The organism is Bradyrhizobium canariense, from assembly GCF_900105125.1.
Lineage (GTDB): Bacteria > Pseudomonadota > Alphaproteobacteria > Rhizobiales > Xanthobacteraceae > Bradyrhizobium > Bradyrhizobium canariense_A.
In genome coordinates this window covers 7,086,537-7,112,902 of the sequence record NZ_LT629750.1, presented here as the reverse complement: position 1 = coordinate 7,112,902, position 26,366 = coordinate 7,086,537, and the positions used below count along the sequence as shown (strand labels likewise).

General features: G+C 60.8%; 26 protein-coding genes. 4 read left to right on the top strand and 22 right to left on the bottom strand.

The features are described 5' to 3' along the window. Nucleotides 1-17 precede the first annotated feature (17 nt). The 7 genes from BLV09_RS33570 to BLV09_RS33540 form a co-directional block, all read right to left on the bottom strand. Nucleotides 18-1,112, bottom strand: coding sequence for an ABC transporter substrate-binding protein (locus BLV09_RS33570; RefSeq protein ID WP_146690476.1), 1,095 nt, complete (start codon nt 1,110-1,112; stop codon nt 18-20). A 24-nt stretch (nt 1,113-1,136) separates the two neighbouring features. Continuing rightward, the gene (locus BLV09_RS33565; RefSeq protein WP_244548877.1) at nt 1,137-1,910 is read right to left on the bottom strand and encodes an ABC transporter permease; all 774 of its coding nucleotides are present in this window, start codon (nt 1,908-1,910) and stop codon (nt 1,137-1,139) included. Nucleotides 1,911-1,924: 14 nt separating this feature from the next. Continuing rightward, complete coding sequence (locus BLV09_RS33560) at nt 1,925-2,776, bottom strand: ABC transporter ATP-binding protein (protein WP_146690474.1); 852 nt, start codon at nt 2,774-2,776, stop codon at nt 1,925-1,927. A gap of 323 nt (nt 2,777-3,099) precedes the next feature. After that, nucleotides 3,100-3,774 (bottom strand): TetR family transcriptional regulator, encoded by a 675-nt coding sequence (locus BLV09_RS33555; protein WP_146691409.1) that lies wholly within the window; start codon nt 3,772-3,774, stop codon nt 3,100-3,102. A 105-nt stretch (nt 3,775-3,879) separates the two neighbouring features. Continuing rightward, entirely contained in the window at nt 3,880-6,171 is a 2,292-nt protein-coding gene (locus BLV09_RS33550) for a xanthine dehydrogenase family protein molybdopterin-binding subunit (protein ID WP_146690473.1), read from the bottom strand. Continuing rightward, nucleotides 6,168-6,644, bottom strand: a complete 477-nt coding sequence (locus BLV09_RS33545) for a (2Fe-2S)-binding protein (RefSeq protein WP_146690472.1) — start codon at nt 6,642-6,644, stop codon at nt 6,168-6,170. Before BLV09_RS33545 ends, BLV09_RS33550 begins: the two co-directional genes overlap by 4 nt. A 12-nt stretch (nt 6,645-6,656) precedes the next feature. Next, on the bottom strand, nt 6,657-7,517 hold the full coding sequence (locus BLV09_RS33540) for an FAD binding domain-containing protein (RefSeq protein WP_146690471.1): 861 nt from the start codon (nt 7,515-7,517) through the stop codon (nt 6,657-6,659). 286 nt (nt 7,518-7,803) lie between these two features. Here BLV09_RS33540 and BLV09_RS33535 point away from each other — a divergent pair, with 286 nt between their 5' ends. Continuing rightward, nucleotides 7,804-8,331, top strand: coding sequence for a cupin domain-containing protein (locus BLV09_RS33535; protein WP_100386460.1), 528 nt, complete (start codon nt 7,804-7,806; stop codon nt 8,329-8,331). Nucleotides 8,332-8,398: 67 nt separating this feature from the next. Here BLV09_RS33535 and BLV09_RS33530 read toward each other — a convergent pair whose 3' ends face one another. The 6 genes from BLV09_RS33530 to BLV09_RS33505 form a co-directional block, all read right to left on the bottom strand. Then, nucleotides 8,399-9,133, bottom strand: a complete 735-nt coding sequence (locus BLV09_RS33530) for a TetR/AcrR family transcriptional regulator (RefSeq protein WP_157810259.1) — start codon at nt 9,131-9,133, stop codon at nt 8,399-8,401. 166 nt (nt 9,134-9,299) lie between these two features. Further along, nucleotides 9,300-10,727, bottom strand: coding sequence for an aldehyde dehydrogenase family protein (locus BLV09_RS33525; protein WP_146690469.1), 1,428 nt, complete (start codon nt 10,725-10,727; stop codon nt 9,300-9,302). A gap of 114 nt (nt 10,728-10,841) precedes the next feature. After that, nucleotides 10,842-11,714 carry an ABC transporter permease gene (locus BLV09_RS33520; RefSeq protein WP_146690468.1) on the bottom strand — a complete coding sequence of 291 codons (873 nt, stop codon included), beginning with the start codon at nt 11,712-11,714 and terminating at the stop codon, nt 10,842-10,844. A 14-nt stretch (nt 11,715-11,728) separates the two neighbouring features. After that, on the bottom strand, nt 11,729-12,538 hold the full coding sequence (locus tag BLV09_RS33515; protein ID WP_146690467.1) for an ABC transporter ATP-binding protein: 810 nt from the start codon (nt 12,536-12,538) through the stop codon (nt 11,729-11,731). A gap of 113 nt (nt 12,539-12,651) precedes the next feature. Continuing rightward, complete coding sequence (locus BLV09_RS33510) at nt 12,652-13,692, bottom strand: ABC transporter substrate-binding protein (RefSeq protein WP_146690466.1); 1,041 nt, start codon at nt 13,690-13,692, stop codon at nt 12,652-12,654. 110 nt (nt 13,693-13,802) lie between these two features. After that, a complete protein-coding gene (locus BLV09_RS33505; RefSeq protein ID WP_146690465.1) occupies nt 13,803-14,006 on the bottom strand; it encodes a hypothetical protein in 204 nt (67 codons plus the stop codon). Between the two features lie 207 nt (nt 14,007-14,213). Here BLV09_RS33505 and BLV09_RS33500 point away from each other — a divergent pair, with 207 nt between their 5' ends. Next, on the top strand, nt 14,214-15,134 hold the full coding sequence (locus BLV09_RS33500; protein WP_146690464.1) for an alpha/beta hydrolase: 921 nt from the start codon (nt 14,214-14,216) through the stop codon (nt 15,132-15,134). A gap of 19 nt (nt 15,135-15,153) precedes the next feature. Continuing rightward, complete coding sequence (locus BLV09_RS33495) at nt 15,154-15,840, top strand: aspartate dehydrogenase (protein ID WP_146690463.1); 687 nt, start codon at nt 15,154-15,156, stop codon at nt 15,838-15,840. A gap of 28 nt (nt 15,841-15,868) precedes the next feature. Here the strand turns inward: BLV09_RS33495 and BLV09_RS33490 are convergent, their stop codons facing one another. The 3 genes from BLV09_RS33490 to BLV09_RS33480 all read right to left on the bottom strand — a co-directional run bounded on the left by BLV09_RS33490 (nt 15,869) and on the right by BLV09_RS33480 (nt 18,647). Then, nucleotides 15,869-16,816 (bottom strand): amidohydrolase family protein, encoded by a 948-nt coding sequence (locus BLV09_RS33490; protein WP_146690462.1) that lies wholly within the window; start codon nt 16,814-16,816, stop codon nt 15,869-15,871. A 65-nt stretch (nt 16,817-16,881) separates the two neighbouring features. Then, complete coding sequence (locus tag BLV09_RS33485; protein WP_146690461.1) at nt 16,882-17,931, bottom strand: hypothetical protein; 1,050 nt, start codon at nt 17,929-17,931, stop codon at nt 16,882-16,884. 29 nt (nt 17,932-17,960) lie between these two features. Then, on the bottom strand, nt 17,961-18,647 hold the full coding sequence (locus BLV09_RS33480) for a cysteine hydrolase family protein (protein ID WP_157810258.1): 687 nt from the start codon (nt 18,645-18,647) through the stop codon (nt 17,961-17,963). A 299-nt stretch (nt 18,648-18,946) separates the two neighbouring features. Between BLV09_RS33480 and BLV09_RS33475 the strand changes: the two genes are divergently transcribed. After that, entirely contained in the window at nt 18,947-19,258 is a 312-nt protein-coding gene (locus tag BLV09_RS33475) for a hypothetical protein (protein WP_146690460.1), read from the top strand. Between the two features lie 99 nt (nt 19,259-19,357). Here the strand turns inward: BLV09_RS33475 and cofC are convergent, their stop codons facing one another. The 6 genes from cofC to BLV09_RS33445 all read right to left on the bottom strand — a co-directional run bounded on the left by cofC (nt 19,358) and on the right by BLV09_RS33445 (nt 26,299). Then, nucleotides 19,358-19,981 carry a 2-phospho-L-lactate guanylyltransferase gene (gene cofC, locus BLV09_RS33470; protein ID WP_167558971.1) on the bottom strand — a complete coding sequence of 208 codons (624 nt, stop codon included), beginning with the start codon at nt 19,979-19,981 and terminating at the stop codon, nt 19,358-19,360. After that, on the bottom strand, nt 19,978-20,937 hold the full coding sequence (gene cofD / locus BLV09_RS33465) for a 2-phospho-L-lactate transferase (RefSeq protein ID WP_146691408.1): 960 nt from the start codon (nt 20,935-20,937) through the stop codon (nt 19,978-19,980). Before cofD ends, cofC begins: the two co-directional genes overlap by 4 nt. 2 nt (nt 20,938-20,939) lie before the next feature. Next, nucleotides 20,940-21,698: a coenzyme F420-0:L-glutamate ligase gene (gene cofE / locus BLV09_RS33460; RefSeq protein WP_244548876.1), complete on the bottom strand. Its 759-nt coding sequence runs from the start codon at nt 21,696-21,698 to the stop codon at nt 20,940-20,942. Between the two features lie 149 nt (nt 21,699-21,847). Beyond that, nucleotides 21,848-22,525: an NADPH-dependent F420 reductase gene (gene npdG / locus BLV09_RS33455; protein ID WP_146690458.1), complete on the bottom strand. Its 678-nt coding sequence runs from the start codon at nt 22,523-22,525 to the stop codon at nt 21,848-21,850. Nucleotides 22,526-22,547: 22 nt separating this feature from the next. Further along, nucleotides 22,548-24,953, bottom strand: a complete 2,406-nt coding sequence (gene cofH, locus BLV09_RS33450; RefSeq protein WP_146690457.1) for a 5-amino-6-(D-ribitylamino)uracil--L-tyrosine 4-hydroxyphenyl transferase CofH — start codon at nt 24,951-24,953, stop codon at nt 22,548-22,550. Between the two features lie 86 nt (nt 24,954-25,039). Continuing rightward, the gene (locus tag BLV09_RS33445) at nt 25,040-26,299 is read right to left on the bottom strand and encodes a pyridoxal-phosphate dependent enzyme (protein WP_146690456.1); all 1,260 of its coding nucleotides are present in this window, start codon (nt 26,297-26,299) and stop codon (nt 25,040-25,042) included. Between the last annotated feature and the right edge of the window lie 67 nt (nt 26,300-26,366).

Here is a 26,366-nt window from a genome sequence, read left to right as displayed (position 1 = left end):
GACCTGCATTTCCCGCTCTAGCGGAGCTTGGCCATGTCTTCCTTTTTCGCGTCCGCAATGATGCCGGCGCGATCATAGGTGTTGATCTGATCGATGAATTGATTGGTGAAGACCTTGTCGAGCGGCGGCGTGTCGGGCATCGCGCCTTGGTCCTTGAGAAACTGCAACAGATTCTGCCAGTCCGCTTCGACGAAGAGACCATGCTTGGGGCCGATCTTGTCGCTGTTCCAGATCGCGAGGCGGCCCTGATTGACGGCAATGCCCTCTGCGATCGCCTCGGCTGCGTTCGGATTCTTCGACCGCGACTCCGGAAAGGATTTCCAGGTGATCAGAACGGCCGCCTCGGGATTAGCCATGCTGAAGTCATATCCCTTGGCAAGCGCACGCGCGATCCCGACCAGCATCTTCGGATTCTTCTCGATCATGTCCGTGCGGGTCAGCAGGCCGACATCCGGCAAGGTCCGGAGCCGCTCCGGCGCCGGTACTGCCCGCAATTTCAGGCCTGAGAAGGCCAGTTTCGCCAGTGCTGCGTCCCAGAAGATCACGCCATCGACCAGCTTCTGACGAACCGACGTGACCGCCTGGGCGCCGACGCCGATCGGCAGGAACGAAATGTCTTTCGCCGGGTCGAGACCGGCCTCCTTCACGAAGGCCTTCGCGAAGGTCGTGCCCGCACTGCCCATCGACTGAACGCCGAGCTTCTTGTCCTTCAGATCGGTGAGTGACTTGATCGGACTCTCCGGCAGCACGGCGACCGACCAGATGTTGGCGTAGTACATGTCGTAGTAATAGCGGATCTTGAGCTGACCCGACTGGATGCCGATGATGGCTTCGCCGGGAGACGCCGCACCGACCTCGGCATTGCCCGCGGAAACTTGCAGCGCGGCTTCGTTCGAGCCGCCAACCGCCAGCAGGCTGACGTCATAGCCTTCGGCTTCGAAATATCCTTTTTCCTTGGCCACGACGAATGGCGAGAACGCCTCGTCGATGGCGCGGACCGGAATCAGAATCCGGACCTTCTCGAGCGCCCGCGCCGCATGGGATTCCCCCAGCATCAGCACCGCAACCTGCGCCGCCAAGGCCAGCTTTCGTCCAATCCCGGTGCGCCGCATGTGAATTCCCGCTCTTTGAAAGGGTTAAGCCATCACCGGCGCTTCATTGCGCCGAATCCAGAAAATATAACGGCGCGCCGCATATCGCATTGCGCCATGCATCAGCAGGCCGATGGCCGACAATACGATGAGGACCGCGAATACGCCGGGCACATCGAGGCTGAAATTGAGCGCGACGATCAGATAGCCCAGGCCCACCTGGGCTCCGACGAATTCGCCGACGATCGCACCGATGACGGCGAGCACGGCCGCGATTTCCAGTCCCGCGAAGATGAGCACCAATGCCGATGGGATGCGCAACCGAACCAGCGTCTGCCACTTGGTGGCGCCGAACGCCTTCATCATGTCGAGCTGGTCGCGGTCGGTCGAATGAAAGCCGGCCACGACGCTGACCAGAATCGGAAAGAAGCAGACGAGTGCCGTGATGACGACCTTCGACGTCAGCCCGTATCCGAACCAGATGATGAACAGCGGCGCGATCGCGACCTTCGGCAGCGTCTGAAGCGCGACGAGGTAGGGATAGACCAGTCGCTCAACCACCGGAATGAGTGAAACCATGGCGCCGATCACAAGCCCCGCAATCACGCCGAACGCAAATCCTGAAACGATCTCCACCACGGTCGCCCACAGATGCGGCCAGATAGTCCCGGACCCGACAAGGACATAGAGTCGCGCAGCGATGGCGGACGGCGCCGGCAGGATCAGCGGCGATATGTCGAATGCCCTGCAGGCACCCTCCCAGATCGCGATGATCACAATCGCCAGCAGTACCGATTGCAACCGATGCGAGCCCAGCATTTTCGTCATTCCGCTCATAGCGACGACACCATCGGAGCTTCAGCGCCGAAGATCGTACGAATGCGGTCGCACAATTCACCGAAGCGAGGCATGCCCATCGTTTTGAGGCTGCGCGGGCGTTCGATATCAATCTCTACCACTTCGGAAATCCGGCCGGGCCGCGGTGACATGACGACGACACGATCGCCGAGCAGCACGGCCTCCGGAATGCTGTGCGTAATAAAGATCACCGTCTTGCGCTCTTCCGACCAGACGCGCATCAGCTCCATGTTCATGGACTCGCGCGTCATCGCATCGAGCGCCCCGAACGGCTCGTCCATCAGCAGGACTTTCGGATCCCGCATCAAGGCGCGGCAGATCGACACACGCTGCTGCATCCCGCCCGACAGTTCGAACGGATATTTCCGCGCGAAGTCCTTCAACCCCATGAAGTCGAGCAGGCGTTCGGCGCGCGCTCGCGTTGCAGCCGACGTATCGCCCTTCAACTGGGCCGGCAGCATGACGTTGTTGAGGACGGTATTCCACGGCAGCAGCACCGCCTGCTGGAACACGACGCCGGCGTCCGGTCGCGGCGCGGTCACGATCTCTCCGCCACAACGAACCGTGCCCGAAGATGCGCTCTCGAGACCGGCCAGAATGCGCAGCAGCGTCGTCTTGCCGCAGCCGCTCGGACCGACGACGGAAATGAACTCGTTGTCGCGAATGTTCAGATTGACGTCAGACAGGGCGGTGACGATCTCGCCGGAACGCGACGAAAATCGCTTTCCAAGACCTGCTATCCGGATCAGCGCCGGTAACGGCTGATCCGTCTCGGGGAAACGCCCGCCTTCGCCGCTTCCTTCCGACCGAACCAGCAACTGCGTCATGATCCCAATCTTTACCAACATGCTAGAGCATTTGATCTGGATCAAGTATTCCACAGTTGACCGTTTAGTCAACTGAAGATCGGATCGTTCTAAGTTGCAAATGCCCTGCCAGTGTTGGCTGTCGCGCGTCACGGTAAGCCGCGATGCAGGCGCTCGATGGCGCTCAATTAGGCGCAACGGTTTTGCGGAACATCGGGAGCATTCGATCTATCGGGAATCCCGCCTTGTACGCGGCAATGCACGCGCGATCCAAGCCCGACATCCGGCTATGGAACGTCATGCTGGCCATTTTTGGTGCAATGCCGGGATGACCGCAAAGGCCGTCAACTGTTGACCATCTCGCGCTGTGATTTTTTCCGGTCGGCAACCCAGGATTCGGACAGGCAATACAGCAGGACCAGATTGCTGACGTGGTCGAGCCATAGTCTCTGCGCGTCATCAGATCCAAGGTCGCGATCGAGCGCGATTTCCAACGTGTATTGGTTCGACAGGTAGTGGTAGCAGAGTGAAGACAGCGTCAGGTAAACGATCGTCGGATCGAGTTGCGATCTGAAGATGCCGTCCTTAACCCCGCGATCGAGAATGAACCGGATGGTTTCCACCAGCGGATTGTAGAGATCCCGCATCCGTCCGGACTTGCGGATATATTTGCCGCGATGCTTGTTTTCTTCATTCATCAGCCGGATTGCGCTCGGATTGTCCTTGAACGCCAAAAACGTGTGGTGAACCAATTGTTCCATGGCAACGAGCGGGTCGCTGGCGCGGACAGACAGATCCTTCTGCTGGTCGCGCAGTCCCTGATACATCCGCTCGAGGACGGCCACGAACAGCCCCTCTTTGGATTTGAAATAGTAGTACAGCATGTTCTTGCTCAAGCGGCAGCGCTCGGCAATGCGGTCGACGCGCGCACCTTCAAAACCTATCCGGGCGAACTCCTCGGTCGCCTGCTTTAGTATCTTTTCCCGGACCCGGGCCGGATCACTACTACGAGGTGCCACGCTGATCATCTCCATACCGACGTGCAACGATGGAGGCAGGCGCACGGATTCGCAATGCCCGGCCGACGCGGCCGGCCGACGATCGGTGGCCGCTGCGCAGGTTGCTCAGGCGACCGCCTGGATCGCCCCGCCATCCTCCGCCATTTGCCAGATCCGGGCCGGCGACAGCGGCAATTCCATCGGCTGCACGTTCAGGTGGGATAGCGCATCCGCAACCGCATTGGCCATGATGCCACCGACCGGAATCAGGCCACCCTCGCCTGCGCCCTTCACCCCCAAAGGATTGTTCGGGCACGGCTTGAGCTCCAGCGTAATCGACCGGATGTTGGGAAAATCCGATGCCGTTGGCATCAGATAATCGGCGAACGAGCCAGTCAACAACTGCCCGTTCTCGTCATAGACGAGATGCTCCAAGAACGCGCCGCCAAGACCCTGGACGATCGAGCCAATCGCCTGGCCGTGCAATGTCGATGGATTCACGATCCTGCCGACATCCTCGACCGACAGATAGTCGATCACCTTGACGTGGCCGGTGCCAGGATCCACCGCGATATGCGCCGCCTGGGTGCCATAGGCCCAAGTATACTTCTTGTTGAAAAACGTCGCTTCCACCTCTAGCGGAACGTCGGACAGGCCCGCCAGCGCCAGCGTCTTGCCGCCGTGGACGATCTGTTCGCCGTCGATCGTCACCTCGCCGGCCGCACAGCCGAAACGCAATGCCGCCGCCGCGCGAATGCTGTCCTTCAGCTTCCCGGCCGCGAGCAAGATCGCCGAGCCGCCCATCACGGTCGAACGCGAATGATAGGCGCCATAGCCGTTCTTCACGTCGCTGGTCGAACCATGCTTGATGGTGATCTTCTCGTAAGGAAGCTCGGTTGCGTCGGCGGCAATCTGGGCCATGATCGTTTCCAGCCCTTGGCCCACCGAGGACGATCCCAGATAGACGGTGAGCGAACCGTCGGTCCCGAGCACCAGCCGCGCGTCCTCGCTCGGCCCGGCTGCGCCGCCCTCGATGAAGCTGCCGACGGCAAGGCCGTGATAGTAGCCGTCGATCAACTTGCCGCTGAGCTTGCTCTTCTCGGCCCAGTCGAACTCCTTCATGCAGAGATCGAACACCGCGTGATAATCGCCGCTGTCGAGCTCCGTCGAGCTGTCATAGGGCGTGATGCTGGCAAGCGGATACGGCATCTGGGCATCGGCCACGAGATTGCGCCGGCGCAGTTCAACGCGGTCGATCTTCAGGTCCTTGGCGGCCAGATCGATCATCCGCTCGCGAATGAAATCGGTCTCGTAGCGTCCGGGGCCGCGATAGGTGCCGCTCGGCGTCTTGTTGGTGGTCAGCATCGTGGTCTTGAGGTCGATATGCTCGAACGTATACGGCCCCGACATGTACTGCGCGACGTTGCGCGGACCGACCGAACCGTTGGTGCGAAGGTAGGCGCCGATATCCGCCCAGGCCTGGCCGCGCAGCGCCAAAAAACGACCATCGCGGCTGACGGCGATCTCCACCTCGCATTCGATGTCGCGCGCATGATTGGCGGTCATCATGTGCTCGCGGCGATCTTCGGTCCATTTCACCGGGCGCCCGACCAGCTTGGCTGCGGCCGGGATCAGGTAATCCTCCGGATAGAATTCGCCGCGCGATCCGAATCCGCCGCCGACGTCGACCTCGATCAGGTTTACGGCCTCGACTTCGAGGCCCAGCGCGGCAGCCAGCACCCGTCTGTTGTACCACGCCGTCTTGGCCGCGCCCCACACCGTGAGTATGCCGGCATCGGCATTCCACTCTGCGACGAAGCCGCGCGGCTCCATGAACATCGCGGCATGGCGCTGAACCTTGAAAGTTTCGCGCCGCGTGTAATCGGCGGCTGCGAAAGCGGCGTCCGCATCACCCTTGAAGGCCTTCCAGGTGATGGCCGCATTCGATCCATGATCCTCGAACAACACGGCCGGCATAGCCCCGGCCTGCCCGCGATTCGTGATGGCCGGCAGCGGCTCGATATCGAGATCGATATAATCGAGCGCATCTTCGGCTATGCCCGGCGTATCCGCCAGCACCACGGCGATGGGTTCGCCGACATAGCGAACCTTGCCGTCGGCCAGCATCGGCTGGTGAAATACTTCAAGCTGCGGAAGCGGCTGCAGCCGGAGCGGAATCCTGGGCACGACGGTGCCGAGATCGGCGCCAACCACAACGCGACGGACTCCGGGCAACTGCATCGCGCGGGAGACGTCAATCGCGTTGATCTTGCCATGCGCCACCGAGCTGCGCAGGATTACCGCATAGAGCTGACCCGGCCGATTGACATCGGCGACATAGGTTCCCCTGCCGCGCAGGAAGCGCAGGTCCTCGGTGCGCTCGATCGGCTGGCCGATATAGGAATTGCGAGATTTCATGCTTTTTCCTTTTGACCCGCATAGAATTTGCGGGCGCCAAGAACGGCCTCAACGATCGGAACGTAGCCGGTGCACCTGCAGAGGTTTCCCGACAGGACATCGCGGATGCGCTCTTCGTCGGCTTCGGGCTCGCTGGTGAGCAATGCATGCGCCGTCGTGATGAACCCGGGCGTGCAGAATCCGCACTGAAGCGCGTGATGCTTGCGGAACGAGGCCTGCAGCGGCGACAACTCGTCGCCCGACAGTCCCTCGACTGTCAAAACCTTCTCGTCCTTGGCCTGCACCGCAAGCATCAGGCAGGAACGAACCGCCTCGCCATTCACCAGCACCGTACATGCGCCACAGACGCCATGTTCGCAGCCGAGATGCGTGCCGGTTCTGCCGAGATTATCGCGAAGGCAATCCGCCAGGGTCGTCCGTGCCTCGACGCTGGCACTGACCATCGCACCGTTGAGTTCGAATTCGATCTGCATTGCGTTACCTGACTATTGGCCGATAGACTGCTGCAGCCCGCGGGCCAGCAGCGTCCCGACAAGCGCGCGGCGATAGGCGGCGGGGGCATGAATATCCGAGGGCGGATCGATCTCCGATCGCGCGGCTGCGGCAACCGCTGCGATGACTTGGTCATCGACGACGCTTCCATTCAGCGCGGCTTCGGCGGCGCCGAGCCTGATGGGACAATCGGAAATGCCGATCGCGCCAATATGCGTATTCACCACGCGCCTGTCGTCGTCCAGATCGTAGAACAGGGCAACACCCGCCATGGCGAAATCGCCCTTGCGACGCGCGAATTCCTTGAAGGCCCACCGTCTCGCAGCAGGCCACGCAGGGAGATGGACTTCGGTCAGAATCTCGTCCGGCTCCAGCGTTGTCTGCAACGCAGCGGTAAAGAACGCGGAAGCTTTCTCGATGCGGGTGCCGGCGCCGCCCACGATTGTCAGCCGAGCCTCGCAGGTCAGCGCGACGCCCGGCATCTCCGCGGAAGGATCGGCATGCGCCAGCGAACCTCCGACAGTTCCCCGGTTTCGGACCTGATAATGCGCTACATGCGTGATCGCTTCGGCCAGCAGCGGATGCGCCTTTGCCAGCCGCTGATCGCTTGCGATGTCGCACCACCGGACTTTCGCGCCGAGGTGAACACCATCATCCTCGATCCGGATCATGTTGAGATCCGGGATGTGTTTCAGATCGACCAGCAACTCGGGAACCGCGAGCCGAAATGCCATCATCGGCATCAGGCTCTGGCCGCCCGAAATGACCTTCGCATTGCCGTTGCCCGACTGCAGCAGGCTTACGGCCTCCGCCAATGTCGTGGGTGACCTGTATTCGAACGCGGACGGCTTCATATAGCCCCCAAGAGAGTGAAAACCTGCTAAGCTCGAAGCCTGTTTAGAAGATGTCTTATGTTGACCGTTTAGTCAACTGACGCTTCTCGAATACCAATTCTGGCCGACCTCACCAGTGGCCTCACCCGCATCGGCTTGCTATCAGCGGTCCGGACAACACAAAATCGCGCAATGTACAGCCGCACAGGTTAGCTGCTATTCAGTTGACTAATTGGTCAACACAAAATAGATTTTTGCCTGCCGGGCGATGCTATCTGGCACGTCTTTGATTTTTCAGGAGATTGATATGGCTACGGCGAGACACGCGCGTCCGAAAGAACTCGAGGGCGTGCCGATCGATACCATTCTTGAGCGCTACGTTGCGCGTTTCGCAGACCGCAAGGCCGATTGGGCCGCGTTCGAGGATGCCAAAATCGAAGGCTTCAAGCGGGCCCAACATCGCTTCATCGGCGCAGGCGGCTCCGGAAAGCACGGCGACAAATCGTCGATTCCGGCCGGCAACTTCACGCTGTCCATCATGTTCGTCCCACCGGGCCAGGGCAACGCCGCGCACACCCATGAAGTCGAAGAAGTCTTTTTCGTCCTCCAGGGATATCTCGACGTTTTCGTTCAGGATGAAGACGGCCGCAAGATCACACGCCGGCTCGGCCCCTGGGAGTGCATCTCCTGCCCGGCGGGAGTCATCCATGGCTATCAAAACGACAGCCTGGAGCCGGTCTATTTCCAGGTCATGATCGGACGCGGCAAGCCCGAAACCATGGGATATGCCGACGAGGAACTATTCAAACGCCGAGACAATCACCTCAAGTCCTGACCGCTTCATTTGCTCGCGCGCATGTCGGCGCGCGAGCAGGCGGCCAGCCATCATGTCACAGCGATATTCAGGCGGCTCCGCGCGAACGAGCTTTGTGACCCACCGCGCCGTATTGCAGATAACCCAGCGTCAAATCTTCGATGTGCACGATTCGCGCTTTCATCTCATCTTCCGTGGAAAGTTTTCGGTCCAGAAGATAGGACAGCGTGTAACGGTTTGACAGATAGTGATAGGCGAGCGCCGAGATCGAGATATAGAGCTCGACCGGATCGACGTCGGACCGGAAATCGCCGGACCTGGCGCCCTCCTTCAGCAGATTTGCGATATTGCCGAGCAAGCCGCTATAGCCGGCTTTCGTCAATTTCGACTTGCGCAGATGTTTTCCTTTGTGAAAATTCTCCGAATTGAGAAGCCCGATGAACTCGGGGGAATCGCGCCAGTATTTGAAGGTTGAGCGAACCAGCTTGCGAATCCCGTCGACCGGCGACGATACGTCCAGCGGCCACGTCATCTGGTATTCGTGCATGCCCTGATAAGCCTGCTCGAGAACTGCGATGAACAGTTTCTCCTTGCTGCCGAAGTAGTGGTAGATGAGGTTCTTGCTGACCTTGCTCAGGCGCATGATGTCGTCGATACGCGCCCCGTCATATCCCTTGGCGGAGAATTCCTGGGTCGCCACATCAAGGATCCGCTGCCGCGTCTTGTTGACGTTCGTTGTCGTGCCGTTGACCGCAACCGGCGCCTTGGTTCGTGGCGATGCGGCGCGCGCAGCCTTTGTCCCCTTGGCTGGCGCGGCTTTCATCTTCGTTGGCTTTTCGCGGGCCGGTTGCACATGACGCATGATCTTTGGCTTTCAATAGAGTGGGCGCGGCTACCCTACGTTGCGCACCGCAGCCGATCCAGTGCCCGAACCGGACGTTCCTCCGCAACCCACCGCTTTGTAATTCCCTCGAACGGTTTGACCGCGCTCAGTTCGCGCCGGGCCGGATGCCGATGAACTTGATCTGGGACAGTTCTTCCATGGCGTATTCGACGCCTTCGCGCCCGATGCCGCTCTGCTTGACGCCGCCAAACGGATACATGTCGAGACGAAAGCGGCTGGCTTCATTGATCCACAGCGATCCCACCTCCATGTCATCGGCGAACCGCATGGCGTTGGCGAGACTTCTGGTGAACACCGCCCCCTGCAGCCCGAAATCGGAATCGTTGGCGAGTTCGATGGCCTGATCGGCGCCGTCGAACGCCGTCACCAGCACGACCGGCCCGAATACTTCTTCATTCCACAACCGCGAATCGCGCGTCACGCCGGTCAAAATCCCGGGCGAGACGGTCGCCCCGTTTCGCTCCGGCGCCAGCGCCAGCGTCGCACCGCGATCGACGGCATCCGCGACCATCGCCATCACGCGCTCTGCTGCCCCCGCATGCACCATCGGCCCGACGTCCGTCGCGACATCCGACGCCGGACCGACCTTCAAGGCGCGGGCCGCCGTCACAAACAGCGGCAGGAAATCGCCGAGCACCGAACGATCCACCAGTACGCGCTGCGCGGAAATGCATTGCTGGCCGCTCGCCTCGAAACCCGCCGACGCGATCCGCAACGCGGCAAAGGCCAGATCGGCATCTGCGAGAACGATATTGGCCGCATTGGAGCCGAGCTCAGCGAGAAACTTGCGGGCGCCGGCGGCGCGCACCAGATCGTTGCCGGCCGCCGTGCCGCCGGTGAACGAGATCGCGGCGATGCCGGGATGGGACGCCAGCGCGATCGCGGTGTCCTTGTCGCCGGTCACGACGTTGAACAGGCCTTCAGGCCATCCGGCGGCCAGGAATAGCTCGGCCAGTCGCAACGCAACCCGGGTGCCGGCGAAGGCCGGCTTCACTACAATGGCATTGCCGACTGCAACCGCGGGAGCCACCTTCTGCAGCAGCAGATTCACCGGCGCATTGAACGGCGTGATGCCGGCAACGACACCGAACGGCACGCGCCGCGTCATTCCGACCAGGCCCGCACCGGCAGCCGCCGCGTCCAGCGACAGCACCTCGCCCTTCAACTGCGGCGCCGCTGCGGCACAGGCCTCGATGAACTCCGCGCCCCTGTTGGCTTCAAACCGCGCCATCCGGATCGGCTTGCCGACATCCTCCGAAATCAGATCGGCGAGCTCGACCGCATGTGCGCGCACGGCTTTCGCCGCCGCCTTCAGCCATTCGACCCGAGTGGCGAGCGGCGCTTTCCTATGCCGGAGGAATGCTTCCCTGGCCGAGATCACCGCCGCATCGACGCCGGCTCTGCCGGCCTCATTGATGCGGCCAATGACGATTCCGTCCTGCGGACGCTTGAATTCAGTTTGCGAGGTGGCGGCGACGGAGGCGCGGGGGATGAAGCTTGAGGCTGTAAACATTGGTCATTTCGAAACAGAGGATCGGGACGGCAGGAACCACCCACCACATGGATTTATTTCTGGCCTGCGGGACAAGGCTTGCAAGTCAGGGAGTGCCACAGCCGGTCTTTTCGCTCACATCGATCCGGCCTTGGTGGCGTCGCTCGTGCGCTCCCGGTATGGCATGGCGAATTGCTCCAGCATTTCGATCACACCAAACAGGATCAGGCCGAGCACCGTGAGCGCCAGCACACCTGCGAACAGCAGCGGCGTATTCATGTTCCCATTGGCCACCATCAACTGATAGCCCAGCCCCGAATCGCCGCCGACGAACTCGCCGACCACGGCGCCGACCACAGCCAGCGTGATGGAAATCTTGAGACCTGCGAAGATCGACGGCAGCGCATGAGGAAAGCGGATCAGCCGAAAGGTCGCGAAACTGGACAGGCCCATCGAGCGGGCCAGAAAAATCTTCTCCTGCTCGATCGCGCTGAGGCCCATCACCGTGTTGATCACGATCGGAAAGAACGCGATCAGGAATGCGATCAGTATCTTGGGCAGCAGGCCGAATCCAAACCAGACCACGAACAGCGGCGCGATGGCCACTTTCGGCATCGCCTGGGTGGACACCAGCAGCGGATAGACCGACTTCGCGAAGACAGGCCAGTGAAAGATTCCCAGCGCCAGCGGAATCCCGATCACGATGCTGAGGATGTAGCCGAGCATGATCTCGACAGAAGTCGTCCAGGATTCGCGAAGCAGCAACGAAGCATTGTCGATGCTGGCTGCGATGATCTTGCTCGGGGCGGGAAACAGGTAGGTCGGAATCTTGAAGAAATCCGCCGCGACCTCCCACACCACCAGCAGCAAGCCCGTCACCAGAATGGGAAAGATGATCTCCGCGCGCCTGTCGCGGGATCGCTTGCTTCTGCTTTCGCTTTGAACGCGCCGCTCCACCTGCTCGATGGAAAGCGCCGCTGTTTGTTCGAGTGCCGCGGCAGATGGCATATCAGGCTCCTGCATCAATGCTCCCGCAGAATGCCGCGGGCGAGGAAGATTTCCAGAATTTCGCGGCTATAGCCCGCAAATTTCGGCGATTCGCGCATCGCAAGGGTCCGCGGGCGCGGCAGATCGATATTGATGATCTTGTCGATCTTGCCCGGCCGCGGGGTCATAACGATGACCCGGTCCGACAGGAATACGGCTTCGGCGATGCTGTGCGTCACGAACAGGATCGACACGCTGCGCGTGCTGCAGATGTCCTGCAGATCGAGCACCAACTGGTCGCGCGTCAAGGCGTCGAGCGCGCCAAACGGCTCGTCCATCAGCAGATGCGAGGGATCGTGCAGCAGGGCACGGCAGATCGAGACGCGCTGGCGCATGCCGCCGGAAAGCGACTTGGGATATTTGTTCTCAAAGCCGCCGAGGCCAACCGCCGCCAGCAGTTCCCGCGCGCGAATTTCAGCCGCCGCGAGATCCATACCGCGAGCTTCCGCCTGCAGCATGACGTTCTCGAGCACCGTTCGCCAGTCGAGCAGCACGTGATTCTGAAAGACGATTCCGATATCGGTGCGGGCCTTGGTGACGCGCTGGTTGTCGACCAGGATCTGGCCGTCGGAAGCCGAAGTCAGGCCCGCGGCAATCATCATCAAGGTGCTCTTGCCGCATCCGCTCGGGCCGACCAGCGATACGAATTCGCCCTTGCGCTGCTCGATCGAAATCCGGTCGAGCGCTCGCACCGGCCCATCATCGGACGGATATACCTTGCTCAGCGATTGAATCTGCAAATAGGCGGACCCGGTATTGACCGTGGCGGGTGAGCTAGCTTGCATGGCAGCCTCAAATCTGGTGTTGGTCCATTTCAATGCAAACGTAGCGCCCGCAAAGCTGCACTACAGCGAATGCGCTCCGAGTTCGTGGAGCATTGCCGCGCGACGCCTCGCCTTCAGGCGTTCTGCGGCGGAACAAACTCAGCCTCGGTCGGCACGAACTCATTGGTGTAAAGCTCGGCCGCCTCAAGCGGTGTGGTGACGCCGCCATAGGCTTTCAGTACCGCCACCGTCGAGGTCCAGTCCTCTGCTGCCATCCAGCCGAGCGGCTTGTTGGCCGTGGTCGGCGTAACCCAGGTGCTCCAGGACAGCTGCGCTTCACGAAGCGTGATCGCGACGTCAGTCGTCTCCGAATATTTCTTCACGATCTGCGTCAGTTCCTCGGGATTGGCGCGCCCATAGAGGAATCCCTTGACGCTGGCGCGAACCATCCCGCGGATGAGTTCCGCTTCCGAAAGCAGATCGTCGTGGACAATGATGCCGTTGCTCATCGCGGTCACGCCCTCGTCGGCGTACCAGAATGCGCGAACCTTCTTCTTGCCACGAACTTCGATTCCCGGGATGTATCCCTGTGCAAAGCCGCCAATCGCATTGAGCTGGCCGGAAATCAATGCAGGCCCGGCACCGGCGCCATCGACATTGACGACCCGCACCTTGCTGGGGTCGAGACCGGCCCCCTTCATGAAGGCGGGCCATTGCTGAAACTGCGCCGTTCCGGTCGCAATGCCGACGGTCTTGCCCTCGAGATCCTTCGGCGTCTCAACGTCGGACTCTTCGAGCACCATCGCAGCACAGGGATTGCGGCGGTAGATTCCGCCGACCATCTTCAGCTTCATGCCCTTCGAAACACTGTTGCCGACGACGAACCCGTCGGCGAAACCGAACTGAGCAGCTTTTGAAGCGACGATCTGGGAGGTATTGCCCGAGCCTTTGCCCTGGTTGATCGTGACATCCAGGCCGACGTCGGCAAAATATCCCTTTTCCTTGGCGATGGCGAAACCGGCGTTCGGTCCGCCATAAATCCAGTCCGACTGGAAGCTCACCGGCCGCAGCGACTTGAGCGACTGGGCATTTACGATCGCAGGAAGCGACAACGATGCGGCCACGGAAGCGCCCGCCTGGAGCAAGCCGCGCCGCGTCAATGAGCCTGTAGACATAGTTCCCGCTCCCGGTGGGCCGTGATAAGTGCGAATTATTGCCACGCATTGATCAATGTCAATGCTAACTAACTAGTCTGTCTCTTCCGAACCCACAGGAATAGCTTATTTTATCGGCGGATGCGAACAATAATCGGGCAGCCGCCGCGATCCGCATTGAACTGAAGAAGCGGACCGCACGCCGGTGCCATTCCCGCCAGCCGCTGCCGCTCGGCGCGGCTCACATGTTCATCGCATTTGCGAAGATCGTTGCCACAAATTTCGGCTGCAATTGCGCGCCGTGCCGCGGTGAATCCACCCCGATCGCCGACCATTCCTTTCCTTGTTAACGAAAAGGCTCGAAAGGGCCGAGATTGTTGACGGCTAACCACTTAGTTAGTCTAATGATGGCGAACACATCGTTGGCGGTCGATTGGCCAACGATCATACCTCGGATGGCGAATCCACGCGGGTCGAACGGCGCTGCTAAGGCGCTGGCCAGCCCGATCGCAGATTATCGCAGCAGATAAAGCCCCTTTCATATGATGGACCGTAACGCCGCCCTGCCCGACATCCCGGATGATCTGCGACAGCTTATGGCGGAGGTCGGTCCAAAATGGCGCGACAGCGTAGCGAAGAACGTCGATCTGATGATCCACCGATTTTCGGATGTGCTCAAGCGCAGCCCGCGCGACGGAGTGACCGTTCGCCCTGGAATTTCGTATGGGGACCACGAGCGCAACGTCTTTGACGTCTTCCTGCCCGAAAGCATGGCTACGCCACCCCCCGTCGTTCTGTTCGTGCATGGCGGTGCGTTCGTCAGCGGGCACCGCAACCGCACCGAGCAGATTTATTCGAACGTGCTGTATTATCTGGCGCGGCACGGCATCGCCGGGATCAACATTGGCTACCGTCTTGCCAACCACGCCACCTATCCCGCGGCGACGGATGATATCGCCGCCGCGGTCGCATGGGCGCATGCGCGCGCCGCGGAATTCGGCTGGGATCCCGCGCGTATCTTCCTGATGGGTCATTCGGCGGGCGCGGCCCACGCCGGAAGTTACGCCTACGATCCCAGGTTCCGGCCAGCCGGCGGAACCAAGCTTGTCGGCATGATCGTGGTTAGCGGCCGCGTCCGGATCGACAACCTGCCGGAGAATCCGAACGCCGGGAAGGTCGAGGTTTATTACGGTCCTGATGCCTCGAAGTTCGACGATTACTCGCCGGTTGCGCATATCGACAAGGACAGCCTCCCGACCTTTGTGGCCTGGGCCGAATTCGAGAACCCATTGATCGACGTGTATTGCGCCGAACTGGTCTATCGGCTGGCCCATGCGAAACGCAAGGCGCCGCCGTCGATGTGGCTTTCCGGGCATAACCATACCTCGTCGATCGGGCAGATCGGCACGTCTGACGACGCGCTGGGCCAGGCCATCGTCGATTTCGTGCGCAATCCGCGCTGACAATTCGGGAAAACAGCTGATGAAAATCGCCCTGATCGGCGTTGGCGCTATAGGAAGCTGGCTGCAGGAGAGGCTCGATCCGAAACCGGTCGTGGTTCGCCGCGGCGACGCCTTGCCGATGGCCGACGTCGTGGTGGAAGTCGCCGGGCATGCCGCGCTGGCGCAATATGGTGTTGCCGCGCTCCGGCAAGGCAGCGATCTGGTGATCGCCTCGATCGGCGCGCTGGCGGATGAGGCACTTTGGGTGTCGCTGCAGCAGGCCGCGACGCGCGCAAAAATCCTGCTGCCGGCCGGCGCCGTGGCCGGCATCGATGCGCTGGCCGCGGCCCGCCTTGGCGGGCTGGATTCCGTGCGCTACTCCTCGCGAAAACCGCCGGCCAGCCTGTCCAACACGCTTCCACTGGACCGAGAAAGCGTCGTCTTCGAAGGCAATGCGCGCGATGCCGCCCTGCAATTTCTGAAGAACGCCAATGTGGCGGCAACCATCGCGCTGGCCGGCATCGGTTTCGAGAAAACCGAGGTGCGTATCATCGCCGATCCGACCCTGACGCAGAACGTTCACGTCCTGGAAGCGAGCGGAGCCTTCGGCACGTTCACCATGAACATTGCGGGGCGCCCGCTGCCGGGCAACCCCAGGAGTTCGAGCCTGACGGCCATGAGCCTGCTGCGCTGTATCCAGAACAGGCAATCATCCATCGTGCTGTAACGCGCGCTCCGGCGAGCGCGCATCGGCTTCAGATGCGCAGCAGGCGCTTGGCGTTACCGGAAAAGATCTTGGACTTGTCGGCATCGTTCAGCCAGGTCTTGTGCATCCATTGCACGCCGGCCGTATTGGACGCGTAGGGCCAGTCGATCGAGAACATGATGCGGTCGATACCGATCTCGGTGATGCAGCACTGCAGCGCCGGATCCGAGAAAAAGCCGCTGGTGGTCACATAAAAATGCGAACTAAACACCTCGCGAAAATTCTTCATCGGCGTATCGCGTGACAGCGCCTCGTCGATCCGCGCCAGCGTGTAGGGGATCGTCTCGCCGAGGTGGCCCAGAATGATCTTCACGTCGGGATGCGCGTCGAACAGACCGCTGAGCACCAGCCGCATCGCCTGCGTTCCGGCCTCGAACGTAAAACCCCAGGCGGCACGAATGAACATCGGATGGGTTTTCGCGTAATCGCCGTAATAGGCCTTGATGACAGCCGGATTTGGATCCGCGGGGTGAATGTAGAGCGGCACGTCCAGCGCCGCCGCACGTTCAAAAATCGGCCAGTAGCGCTTGTCGTCGAGAAACGGGCCCTCCGTCAGGCTGTGCAGCATGCCGCCCTTGAAGCCGAGCTTGTTGACGGCACGCTCCAGTTCATCCGCAGCGGCCAGCGGATGCGCGGTCGGAAGCGATGCGAAGCCGGCGAACCGCGTCGGATGATTCTGAACCGCTGCGTGCAGACGATCGTTGGCAGCCTTGGTCCATGCGACGGCGACGTCTTCCCGCACGCCCTGGGAGCCCGGAGGACCGTGCGACAGGATCTGAAGATCGATGCCCGCCTCATCCATCTCACGGATGCGCTGGGCGCCGAGATCTTCCATGCGTTTCACCAGTGGAGACGGCATACGCACCGAGTGATGCCTGGTATCGAGCGCATTGTTCCAGTCCGGATCGAAATAGTGTTCTTCCAACGCGATAATCATTCTGTCTCCTGGCTGTCACTGCGTCCGGACGGACGAAACGAAACTTGGATAAGCGGCAACTGCGATTACGCCCGCTGCACTTCGGGTCTATCAACCGCCGGAACAAGCGTCGCCTGGCTGGCGTCGCGATCGAACGTCGCGACGAGTTCGCGGTTAATATCGCGCGCGACGGTCCAGCCCTGGTAGATAAAGGCAGAGTAGAGATCAACGCATGTCGCGCCGGCGCGGCGCATCGCCAGAACATCGGACGCGCTGCTGATTCCGCCATTGCCTTTGATCGGAATGCGGCCGCGCGCAAATCTGGCCGCCCGCTCCACATTGACCAACGCGGTATCGAAGATGGCACGCCCGTGCAAGGTCCCGATGCCCGTGCCCAGCCGCGGCTCGGCAAGCCGACGTCCGCCGCCGACCTTCAGGCCGCCCACCCTGGCCTCAACACACAACTCGACAAGTTCGGCGAAGCGGTCGTGCGACTGGGTGGTATCGTTGGGCACCCGCACGATGATCGATCCCGTATTTCCATCGATCCGCTCGAGGATGCGGCGCAGCATGCCGATCTCATCGAAAGTCTCGCCAGGCTTCAGCACATTTGGGCACATCAGGCTGATCTCGACGGCATCCACATGCGGCATCACCTCAAGTACACCCGCCGCAATGGTTTCCGACGAGAATCCGCCGACATTGGCGACAATCGGCACCGGCTTGACTGTGCGTTGCTTCAGCCGTTCCACAGCGTAGGCGCGGCCCTTGCTCGGCACGCCCATGGAATCGGCGATGGACTCCCTGTTCCGATACCGGACCAGCCGCGGAAACGGATTTCCATAGCGCGGCTCGGGCATGATGGAGCCGACGCAGATGAAACCGAAGCCGAGGCTGGACAATGAATCCAGCAGATCGCCGTTTTTGTCGAAGCCAGCTGCGAGGCCGACCGGGCTCGACATTTCGAAGCCGGCGAAGGTCGTGGTCAGGCGCGGATCAGATACCTTGAGGCCACCGGCGGCTGACAGCAGCTGCCAGGGCAACGGCCAGCGTAACGCTGCGTTCCCGAGATAATGGCTGCGGTCCGCCGGCAAGGTGAACAGCGCGGGAGCAAGCACGTTGCGATATAGGGACATAGTCGATCGACGCCGAGACAGGCCCGCCCCTAGTTCGACACTGAAGCGAGGGCCGGTTGCTCCGCAGTCGCGCAGCCGGCGTTCCAGATCGCGGCGACCTCCGAAGAGTTCACAACCTGGCCGTAGTCCCGGCTGAATCGCTTGAGCGCGCCGACATGGTCTTGCTCACTGGCGGCGCCGCAACAATCGGCTACGACCGTGACATAGTAATCGATGAAATAGGCGTCGCGGCCAAGCGACTCGACGCAGGTATCGGTGGCAATGCCGGTCAGCAACAGACTGCGGATTCGGTGTTTCCTCAGAATGTCCTTGAGCTCCGTATTGACCATCGCGCTATAGCGATGCTTGATCACGATGGGCTCGCCGGCTTCCGGCCTCACTTCAAAGAAGTCAGCGCCCCAGCTGCCGGTCAGGCAACGCGGCATCTCCATGCCAAGTCGGGAATTTCGCTCGCGCATCGGCGCGGACAGGTATTCGGGGTCGTAGATGGCCTGAACGAAGACCACCAGAACGCCGGCTTTGCGCGCCGCTTCGATCAACCGAAGCAGCGCTGGCACCCGTTCGGTCTGGATTGGCTTCAGGTCAGCCCCGACCTTGTCGAAAAAGCCGCCGCTGGCTGCAAAATCGTTCTGCACATCGATCACGACGAGAGCGCAATGCCTGGGATCGATCTTCTGATCCAGTCTCGCGAGTAGTTCGGTACTATCGTCGGACAACGCGCGCTCCTGGGCTGCAATCATTCCCGGCAGAAGCCGCTTCCATCAATCCGGCGCCGGCCCGCCGGGCTGCGGCGCGGTTCATCGAAATCTTCCTTGAGACTGACCAGTTAGTCAAGACGATTTTCTTCTCTCCAGTTCGAGAAGTTTCGCTGCCACAAAAAGGCGAGGCGCGTGATCCCTGGCTGAATCGCAAGGAAGCGGCAGCGTTGATCTGGCATTGCTGGAGGCATCGGGAGAAGCAGACAATCCACTCAGGTTCGTCGAAGGGAAAGCCGGTGCTAACCGATAAGTGCCCATTGCATCAGGTTGCGCGCTTCATCCTGATCGGGCGTTACACCAGCACTCGGGCCGGCGCGATCGCAACAGCATCGCCCTGCGCGGAACCGGGCCGCTCATTTGCGAACTTGGAACGAGGCATCTTTTACCGCAAGCCGATTGGCAAACGAGCCAAACGCCAGACCCCCGCGCCTATCACGCCGCGGCTGCTTGCCCACATGCGCCGCTGGAAAGAGCGAAAGCTGATCGCAACCTGCTTTATGGCGTTCAATGGCAAACCGGTGACGTCGGTCAAGAAAGGTTTCCGCAGAGCAGTTGGGCTAGCTGATTAAGAGTCTGGCTTGTTTGCAATTTTGACAGATGCTTAGCTGTAAACTGCGTCGCAGTTGAGCATTTTGGAAACAAAGGTCACGTCCTTTGCATCCGGGCCATCACGTCAGATCACTCGGCAGATCAACGTCCGCTCGCGAGTAATGCAGCCATCGCCAAAGGTGTTCGGGAAGATCGACATCGAACGAGAGGCTGTCGTCGCGAACGATTCGCAGAGCGAGATGGGCTTCGTTCGCCAGGCTGCAGTGAGCATCGTAGCTATCCGGGCCGAATTGAAACTGAAATGTTCGGGCGGATGCGTGCCGCAGCAGCAGAAGATTGGTCCCCGTCGCGCTCTCGTCGGGGACAATGACGATATCGCCGGGTTCTGCAACGACAGACGAAAGAGAATTGGACGTGGAGAGCGGCAAGTCGATCGGCATTATCAACAGACCTTCCATGTCCGGGTGCCGGGCGGCAATTGCCGCGCGCGCCTCCTCAAGCGCGCGGTTGAGATCGGAACTTGAGTCCGCAAGGACCGAAGCGCCGTACCGGCCCGCAATTTCGACGACGTGCGGGTCGGCAGTAACGACATAGATCCGGGCCGGTGCAACCAGGGTACAGACCATTGCCAGCGTCCGGCACAGGAAGAACTCGCATAGCGCGCGCCTTGCATGCACGTCCAAGGCCGCGGAGAGCCGGGATTTACCCTGATCGAGACTCTTACATGGGATCAGTATGATCACCGGATTCCGCTCCCGAGCGTTTTCAAAAATGTCAGGCAACTCTGCGCAAGTGTCTTTCGATCCTCGATCGAGCGCATGACGGTTCCCGTGACATTGGTCGCAATTCCCATCGCCTGAATGTCGGCGACGTGAACGTCATCGATAGTGTCGATCACCAGGCCGTCGATCAGGCCGCGATAGTGAGCCGCAACGCTGGTGACGGATGGCTGTACGCCAAGTTCCTGCATGATCTTGGCAGCCGGTCCCTTGATTGCCGTGCCGCCGACAATCGGCGACACGGCGATAACAGGCGCGCCGGTATCCTTGATCCAGCCGCGCATGGCCGGAACGGAGAGGATCGGATCAACGCTAAGGTAGGGATTTGACGGGCAAATGATGATTGCTTCAGGCGTCTCAGCGCCACGCATCGCTTCAACGAGCGGATTAAGATGTGCGGCGGCATCACCGTCGAACGAAAGACGCTCAACCGGAATCTCGCAGCGCAGCCGGACAAAATAATCCTGAAACGGCAATGTCAAACCGCCGCTGTGAACTTTCGTGCGCACCGGCTGGTCCGACATCGGAAGCAACTGCGACGAAATCCCGAGCGAGCGGCAAAGATCCGCGGTAACCGCCGTCAATGTATCTCCGGCCCGCAACCGGTAGGTCCGTATTGCATGGGTAGCGATATCGCGATCGCCGAGCCGGAACCAGTCCGGACCGCCGAGACGGGAGACCTGCTCCATGAACGTCCAGCTCTCGTCACGGATGCCCCAGCCCCGTTCGGGGTCAGCGATGCCCGCCAGCGTGTACATGACCGTATCAAGATCAGGCGAGATGTGCAGACCAAGGTGTTCGAAGTCGTCACCCGTATTGACCACGACAACGAGGCGATCACCGAGCACCCTAGCAAGGCCATCCGCGAGCTTGGCCCCGCCAACGCCGCCGGCCAGCGCCACGATTCGTCGGTCCGTCATACTCACCTGAACAAATCCTTTTGCTTCGGCCGCAACAGGTCCGCAGTCGATCCTTCACCGGTTTCAACGAGACCACGCACGAGGATGACCGGCCTGCCTTCACCGGCTTGCCCCATCATCAATGAAGCTGCTGCCGCCAGTTCGTCCGCCCAGCCGACTTCGGTGGTTTCAAGCGGGCGTCCGAAAAGATCCGGGCGCCCCCTCAAGTCGAGCAGCGTCGGTACACCGCTAGCACCGATCGCGGTACCGATGGTTCCATTGCGCCATGCGCGGCCGAAACTATCGATGATCAGAACACCGACATCAATCTCTACACGCGCTGCAATCGCGCGCCGGATTGCGGTCGCGGAACGATCCGGATCGACGGGAAGCAGCAACGCGTGGTCTTCACCGTTCACATTAGACCGGTCTATTCCCGCGTTGGCCATGACAAACCCGAGTTTGTGCTCGACGATCAGAACACCAGGACCACGACGCACGACGGTTTCCGATTCCGACAGAATCAGTTCAACAAGCCTCGCATCCTTTTGAACCTCGGTGGCCAATTCGATGGCTCGCGGCGAAGGGATCACTGTGGCGAGATCGACAGTACGATTTTCCGCTTTCGATACGATCTTCTGGGCCATCACAAGAACGTCACCGTTCTGTAAATCCCAATCCGCCTTTTCAATCGAAGCAAGGATGATCTCGGCCAGATCGTCACCTGGCTCGATCAGCGGGACGTCAGGTAACGGTCGTAACCAGAGGTCGTGCGAGATCAACGTTCCTTACCTCGCCAGTTTTCGGCCAGTTTGGTCATACGCCGGCCGGCAGATTGGATCTTGGTCATCCGGCAGATCAATATCAGCGACAGCATCAACTTTTGGCAACGATCGCACTGGAAATGACCGCCGCACCGACGCTAGACAACTCACAGTTTTTCCTTGACCGGCAAACCGGTGATACGGATTCCACTGCGGGGGATCTTATATCGCCGATTGATCGCGATCAGCACCGAAGTCAATGCTTCTGCTGCTGCGGAATTGCCGGCTGTTCCAGCGTAGATACCCCGCAGCCCGATCGCTTCCACCAATTCGATGACTTTTTCGCAAGCCGTTCCATCGTCACCGCAAACCAGCACGTCACAATCGACGTCATGATCAAGATCGGCGAGGTGATGGGCCGAGACGTTCTGGAACGCCGATACGACGCGCACGCCGCCTCCGAGCAGAGCCTGCAAATTCGCAACGGCGGACCCACCGTCCGGAAGTTGCACGCGGCTGACTTTCGGCGGCACCAGCGGCACGGTGGCGTCGATCAGTATCTTTCCCTGCAATGCGTCCCGCAGAGGTTCGACGGTCTTTACTTGTCCCGCAAACGGTACGGTCAGGAGCACAATCTGAGCTCCGGTGACAGCCTGAGCGTTATCTGTCCCTCGCGTGCGCGAATGACCGATCCGCTCGTTGATCTTGCTGGCGGCCTCAGCCGCGCGGGCCGCATCACGCGAACCGATCACGACCGGATAACCGGCATGCGCGAACCGCAAAGCCAGTCCACCACCCTCGTTCCCTGTCCCACCAAGTACCGCTATCGTCTCGCTTCCACTCATTCTCGAAGTCCCTTGCCCAGCATCAGGCCGGAAGTGGAGCCGCGTTCATCGCGCCTCGCATGTTGATTTCTCCCAGAACCATCGGCTGCAATGGCGGCGCGCTGTAAGAGGCCACGACGCGGTCCGGCGCAGCGGCCGCGTAGAGCGATGTCCGTTGCATCGAAATCCGGCCACTCGTTCGGATGATGTCATCCATTGCCTCGGGCGCGAATTCCTGGCCATGCTCGGTGCCCGCAGCGCGCGAGATGCTCTCGTTCATCAGGGTGCCGCCAAGATCGTTGGCGCCGGCCGCAAGGCAGGCCTTCACGCCTTCCGGACCGAGCTTTACCCAGGAGACCTGAATGTTGGTTATAAGCGGATGCAATGCGAGCCGCGCCACGGCGTGCATCAGCAAGGTCTCGCGGAAGGTCGGCCCTTTACGGGCGCGCCCTCGGAAATAGAGTGGCGCCTCCATGTGAACGAACGGCAGCGGCACAAACTCCGTAAAGCCGCCAGTGCGCTCCTGAAGGTCACGTAAACTCAGCAAATGCGTGGCCCATTGCTGCGGCGTATCGATATGGCCGAACATGATGGTCGATGTGGTCCGCAGTCCCGCGCCATGTGCCGCAGCAATCACATGCAGCCATTCGGCGGCGCTGAGCTTGTCAGGACACAAGATGGCGCGTGCGGTGTCGTCGAGGATTTCGGCCGCAGTTCCCGGCAGTGAACCCAGGCCGGCGTCTCGCAACATCCGGAGGAAACGTTCAACCGATATGCCGAGCGTCGAGGCGCCGTGAGAAACTTCGAGCGGCGAAAAGGCGTGAACGTGGATACCCGGCGCGCCGGATTTTGCCGCGGCAAGCAGATCGAGATAGGTCCGGCCGGTGTAGCGTGGGTGGATACCACCCTGCATGCACACTTCGGTCGCCCCGCGCGCCCAGGCTTCCGCCGCGCGGCGTGCGATTTCGTCATGATCGACGTCGTAGGGCTTGCCACGCAGATGGTCGGCGCCTTTGCCCTTCGAGAAGGCACAGAAGGTACAGCGATAAGCGCAGATATTGGTGTAATTGATGTTGCGGTTGACAACGTAGCGTACGATGCCTCCGCTTGTTGCCTCGCGCAAGGCATCGGCCGCGTTGATGACCGCCTCCAGATCGCCATCGCGCGCGGAAAACAGTCGCGCAATATCGTCACCGCTGAACCTTGCACCGGAAGTCGCACGCACAAGCAAGCGCTCGACGCCGGGATCGACCTCACGCAGCGGGGCTGGCGCCGAAATCTCCGGCGCGCATGGCAACCCTGGCGACCAACGGTCGGCGCGCGCCCAACCCTCCGCGTCGCTGGCTCGCAGCAGCGGCGTGCCGAGCGCCGGATCGGTCCATCGCTTCATGTCGTGCCAATAACGAGGATACAACGGCAACCGCGATAACAAGCTAAGTCCGGCACGCGCCGTGGCACCGCGCAACATGTCGAGGGCAGGCCACGCCGCTTCAGGATTGACATGATCCGGCGTGACCGGCGAAATGCCACCCCAATCGTTGATGCCTGCCTTGAGCAATTCGGGAAAGCGCTCATAGCTCAGGTTCGGCGGTACTTGAATGTTCATTGCCGGCCCGAGGATGAGCCGCGCGGCCGCGGCAGTCCACAACAGATCCTCGAACGAGGCGCCTGGCACATTGGCCATCCGCGTTCCGGCTTTGGGTTGGAAGTTCTGGACGATGACTTCCTGGATATGACCGAACCGCTCATGCAGCGCATTGATCACAAGTAGGGATTCGATGCGATCCTCGCGCGTCTCGCCGATACCGATCAGGATTCCGGTTGTGAAGGGGATCGCAAGCCGGCCGGCCTCGGCAAGCATCGCAACCCGCGTTTGCGGTACCTTGCCCAGGGAGCCGTAGTGCGGCCCGCCTTTTTGCAGGAGACGCATCGAGGTACTCTCCAGCATAATGCCCTGGGAAGCGCTGACGCATCTCAACCTGGCCATTTCATCCGACGACAGGATGCCGGGATTGACATGCGGCAACAGCCCGGTCTCGGCAAGCACCTGTCTGCAGGCTTCCACGAGATAGTCGATCGTACTGGCGTAGCCAAGGCGCTCAAGTTCATCGCGCGCGACGCGGTAGCGCTGCTCCGGCAATTCGCCGAGCGTGAAAAGCGCTTCCGTGCACCCTGCAGCGACGCCCGCGCGCGCAATCGCCAAAACCCCGTCTATCGTCAGGAAAGCCGATTCTCCCTGGCGAGGCGGATGCGCAAAGGTGCAATACCCGCAAACGTCACGGCACAAACGCGTCAGAGGAATAAAGACCTTTGGAGAGAACGAGATCAGATTTCCATGGCCCTCGGCCCGCAGAGCGCAACTGCGATCCATCAGGTCTCCGATGGAAAGCCCATCGATCTCGCGCAGCACGCGCTGCACGACGTCGTTTGCCGGAAAGAACTCCGCCATCTTGCGATACTCGCTTACCATTCAATACCAGCGAATTTTCTGCTGGTAGCTCCCAGCCATTGCACCGCTCGATCGCTGTTCCAAGTTCAACTCCTGAACGCAGCCGGGACGGCTTCACGTAGGTGTGAAAAGACGGATTCCACATCACCGTCCTCGGTCCGCAGTTCACCTTGTGCAGCAGCGGTTGCTTGCGGATCCTTTAGCCCCGAGGCCGTCAGCAACGTAACCACCGTTTCATCCGCGCGAATTTGACCCGCCGCCTTGAACTGCGCCACCGCGGCGATCGCGCCTGCGGAAGCCGGCTCGACGTAAAGTCCTTCCAGCCGCGCCAGCTTCTGCTGATATTCCAGGATCGCCTCGTTACTAACCGTCGCCGTACAGCCGCCTGACTTTCTCAAAACGTAAAGTGCCTGGAACGTGCTGCGCGTAGCGGTCGTCGATTTAGCGAGCGTGTCGTGGGTCATCGGCATGTCCGGCAGCACATCGCCGCCATCACGCAATGCCGCCCCGAGCGAACCATATACCTCCGCGGCCATCATTCGGGGCATTCGATCGATCCAGCCGAGGGCAAGCATTTCCGTAAAACCACGCCACATCCCGATCAGCGCATCGCCATAGCAAACCGGCAACACGCAGCAATCCGGAACCCGCCAGTTCAGCGCCTCTACGACTTCGTATGCAAGCGTCTTATAGCCCTCGATACCGTAGGGGTTGCTGCCAACAACCGGGCCGAAAAACGGCGATGTCGGAAACCAGCCGAAATGATCTACCGCGTAACGCATCAGCGGCCAGCGGGACTCTTTCCTCGCGAGCGATACCACCCTTGCGCCGTAAACACGCATCTGGGTCTGCAACGGGCCGATCACGCCGCTCGCCGTGAAGATAATGCATGGAAGGTTGGCTTTGGCCGCGTAGGCGGCAACGGCGGCGCCGGCATTTCCGGTTGAACTTGAGACGACGGCCGGCGCGCCCATCTTTTTTGCCGTGGAGACAGCGACGCAGGCGAGCCGATCCTTGAACGACCATGTCGGGCTGCGCGTCTCATCCTTGCCGAACAACCCCTCAAGTCCGAGATGTTTACCAAACGCAGAAAGACGGTGCAGCGGGGTGCCCCCCTCGCCCAGGCTGATGGCCTCGTTGATCGAGACGGGCAGGATATCTCCATAGCGCCAAAGTCCGCGATCAGCACCCGAAGGCCGGGACCGCGAATGCGCCTGCGTACCGTCGTACTCAACGACCAGATTGCTAGGTGCCTCATTCCGGCATTTGGGGCAATCGCTGACGTAATCCCGCACGCCGAAGCAGGAACTGCAGCGTAGACATCGAAGCCCTACGACCTTTGCCATGCAAATTCCCGCAGACCGCCCTCACAATTTGACATGGGGGCAACGGCGTGCCAAATATCGGCACAAC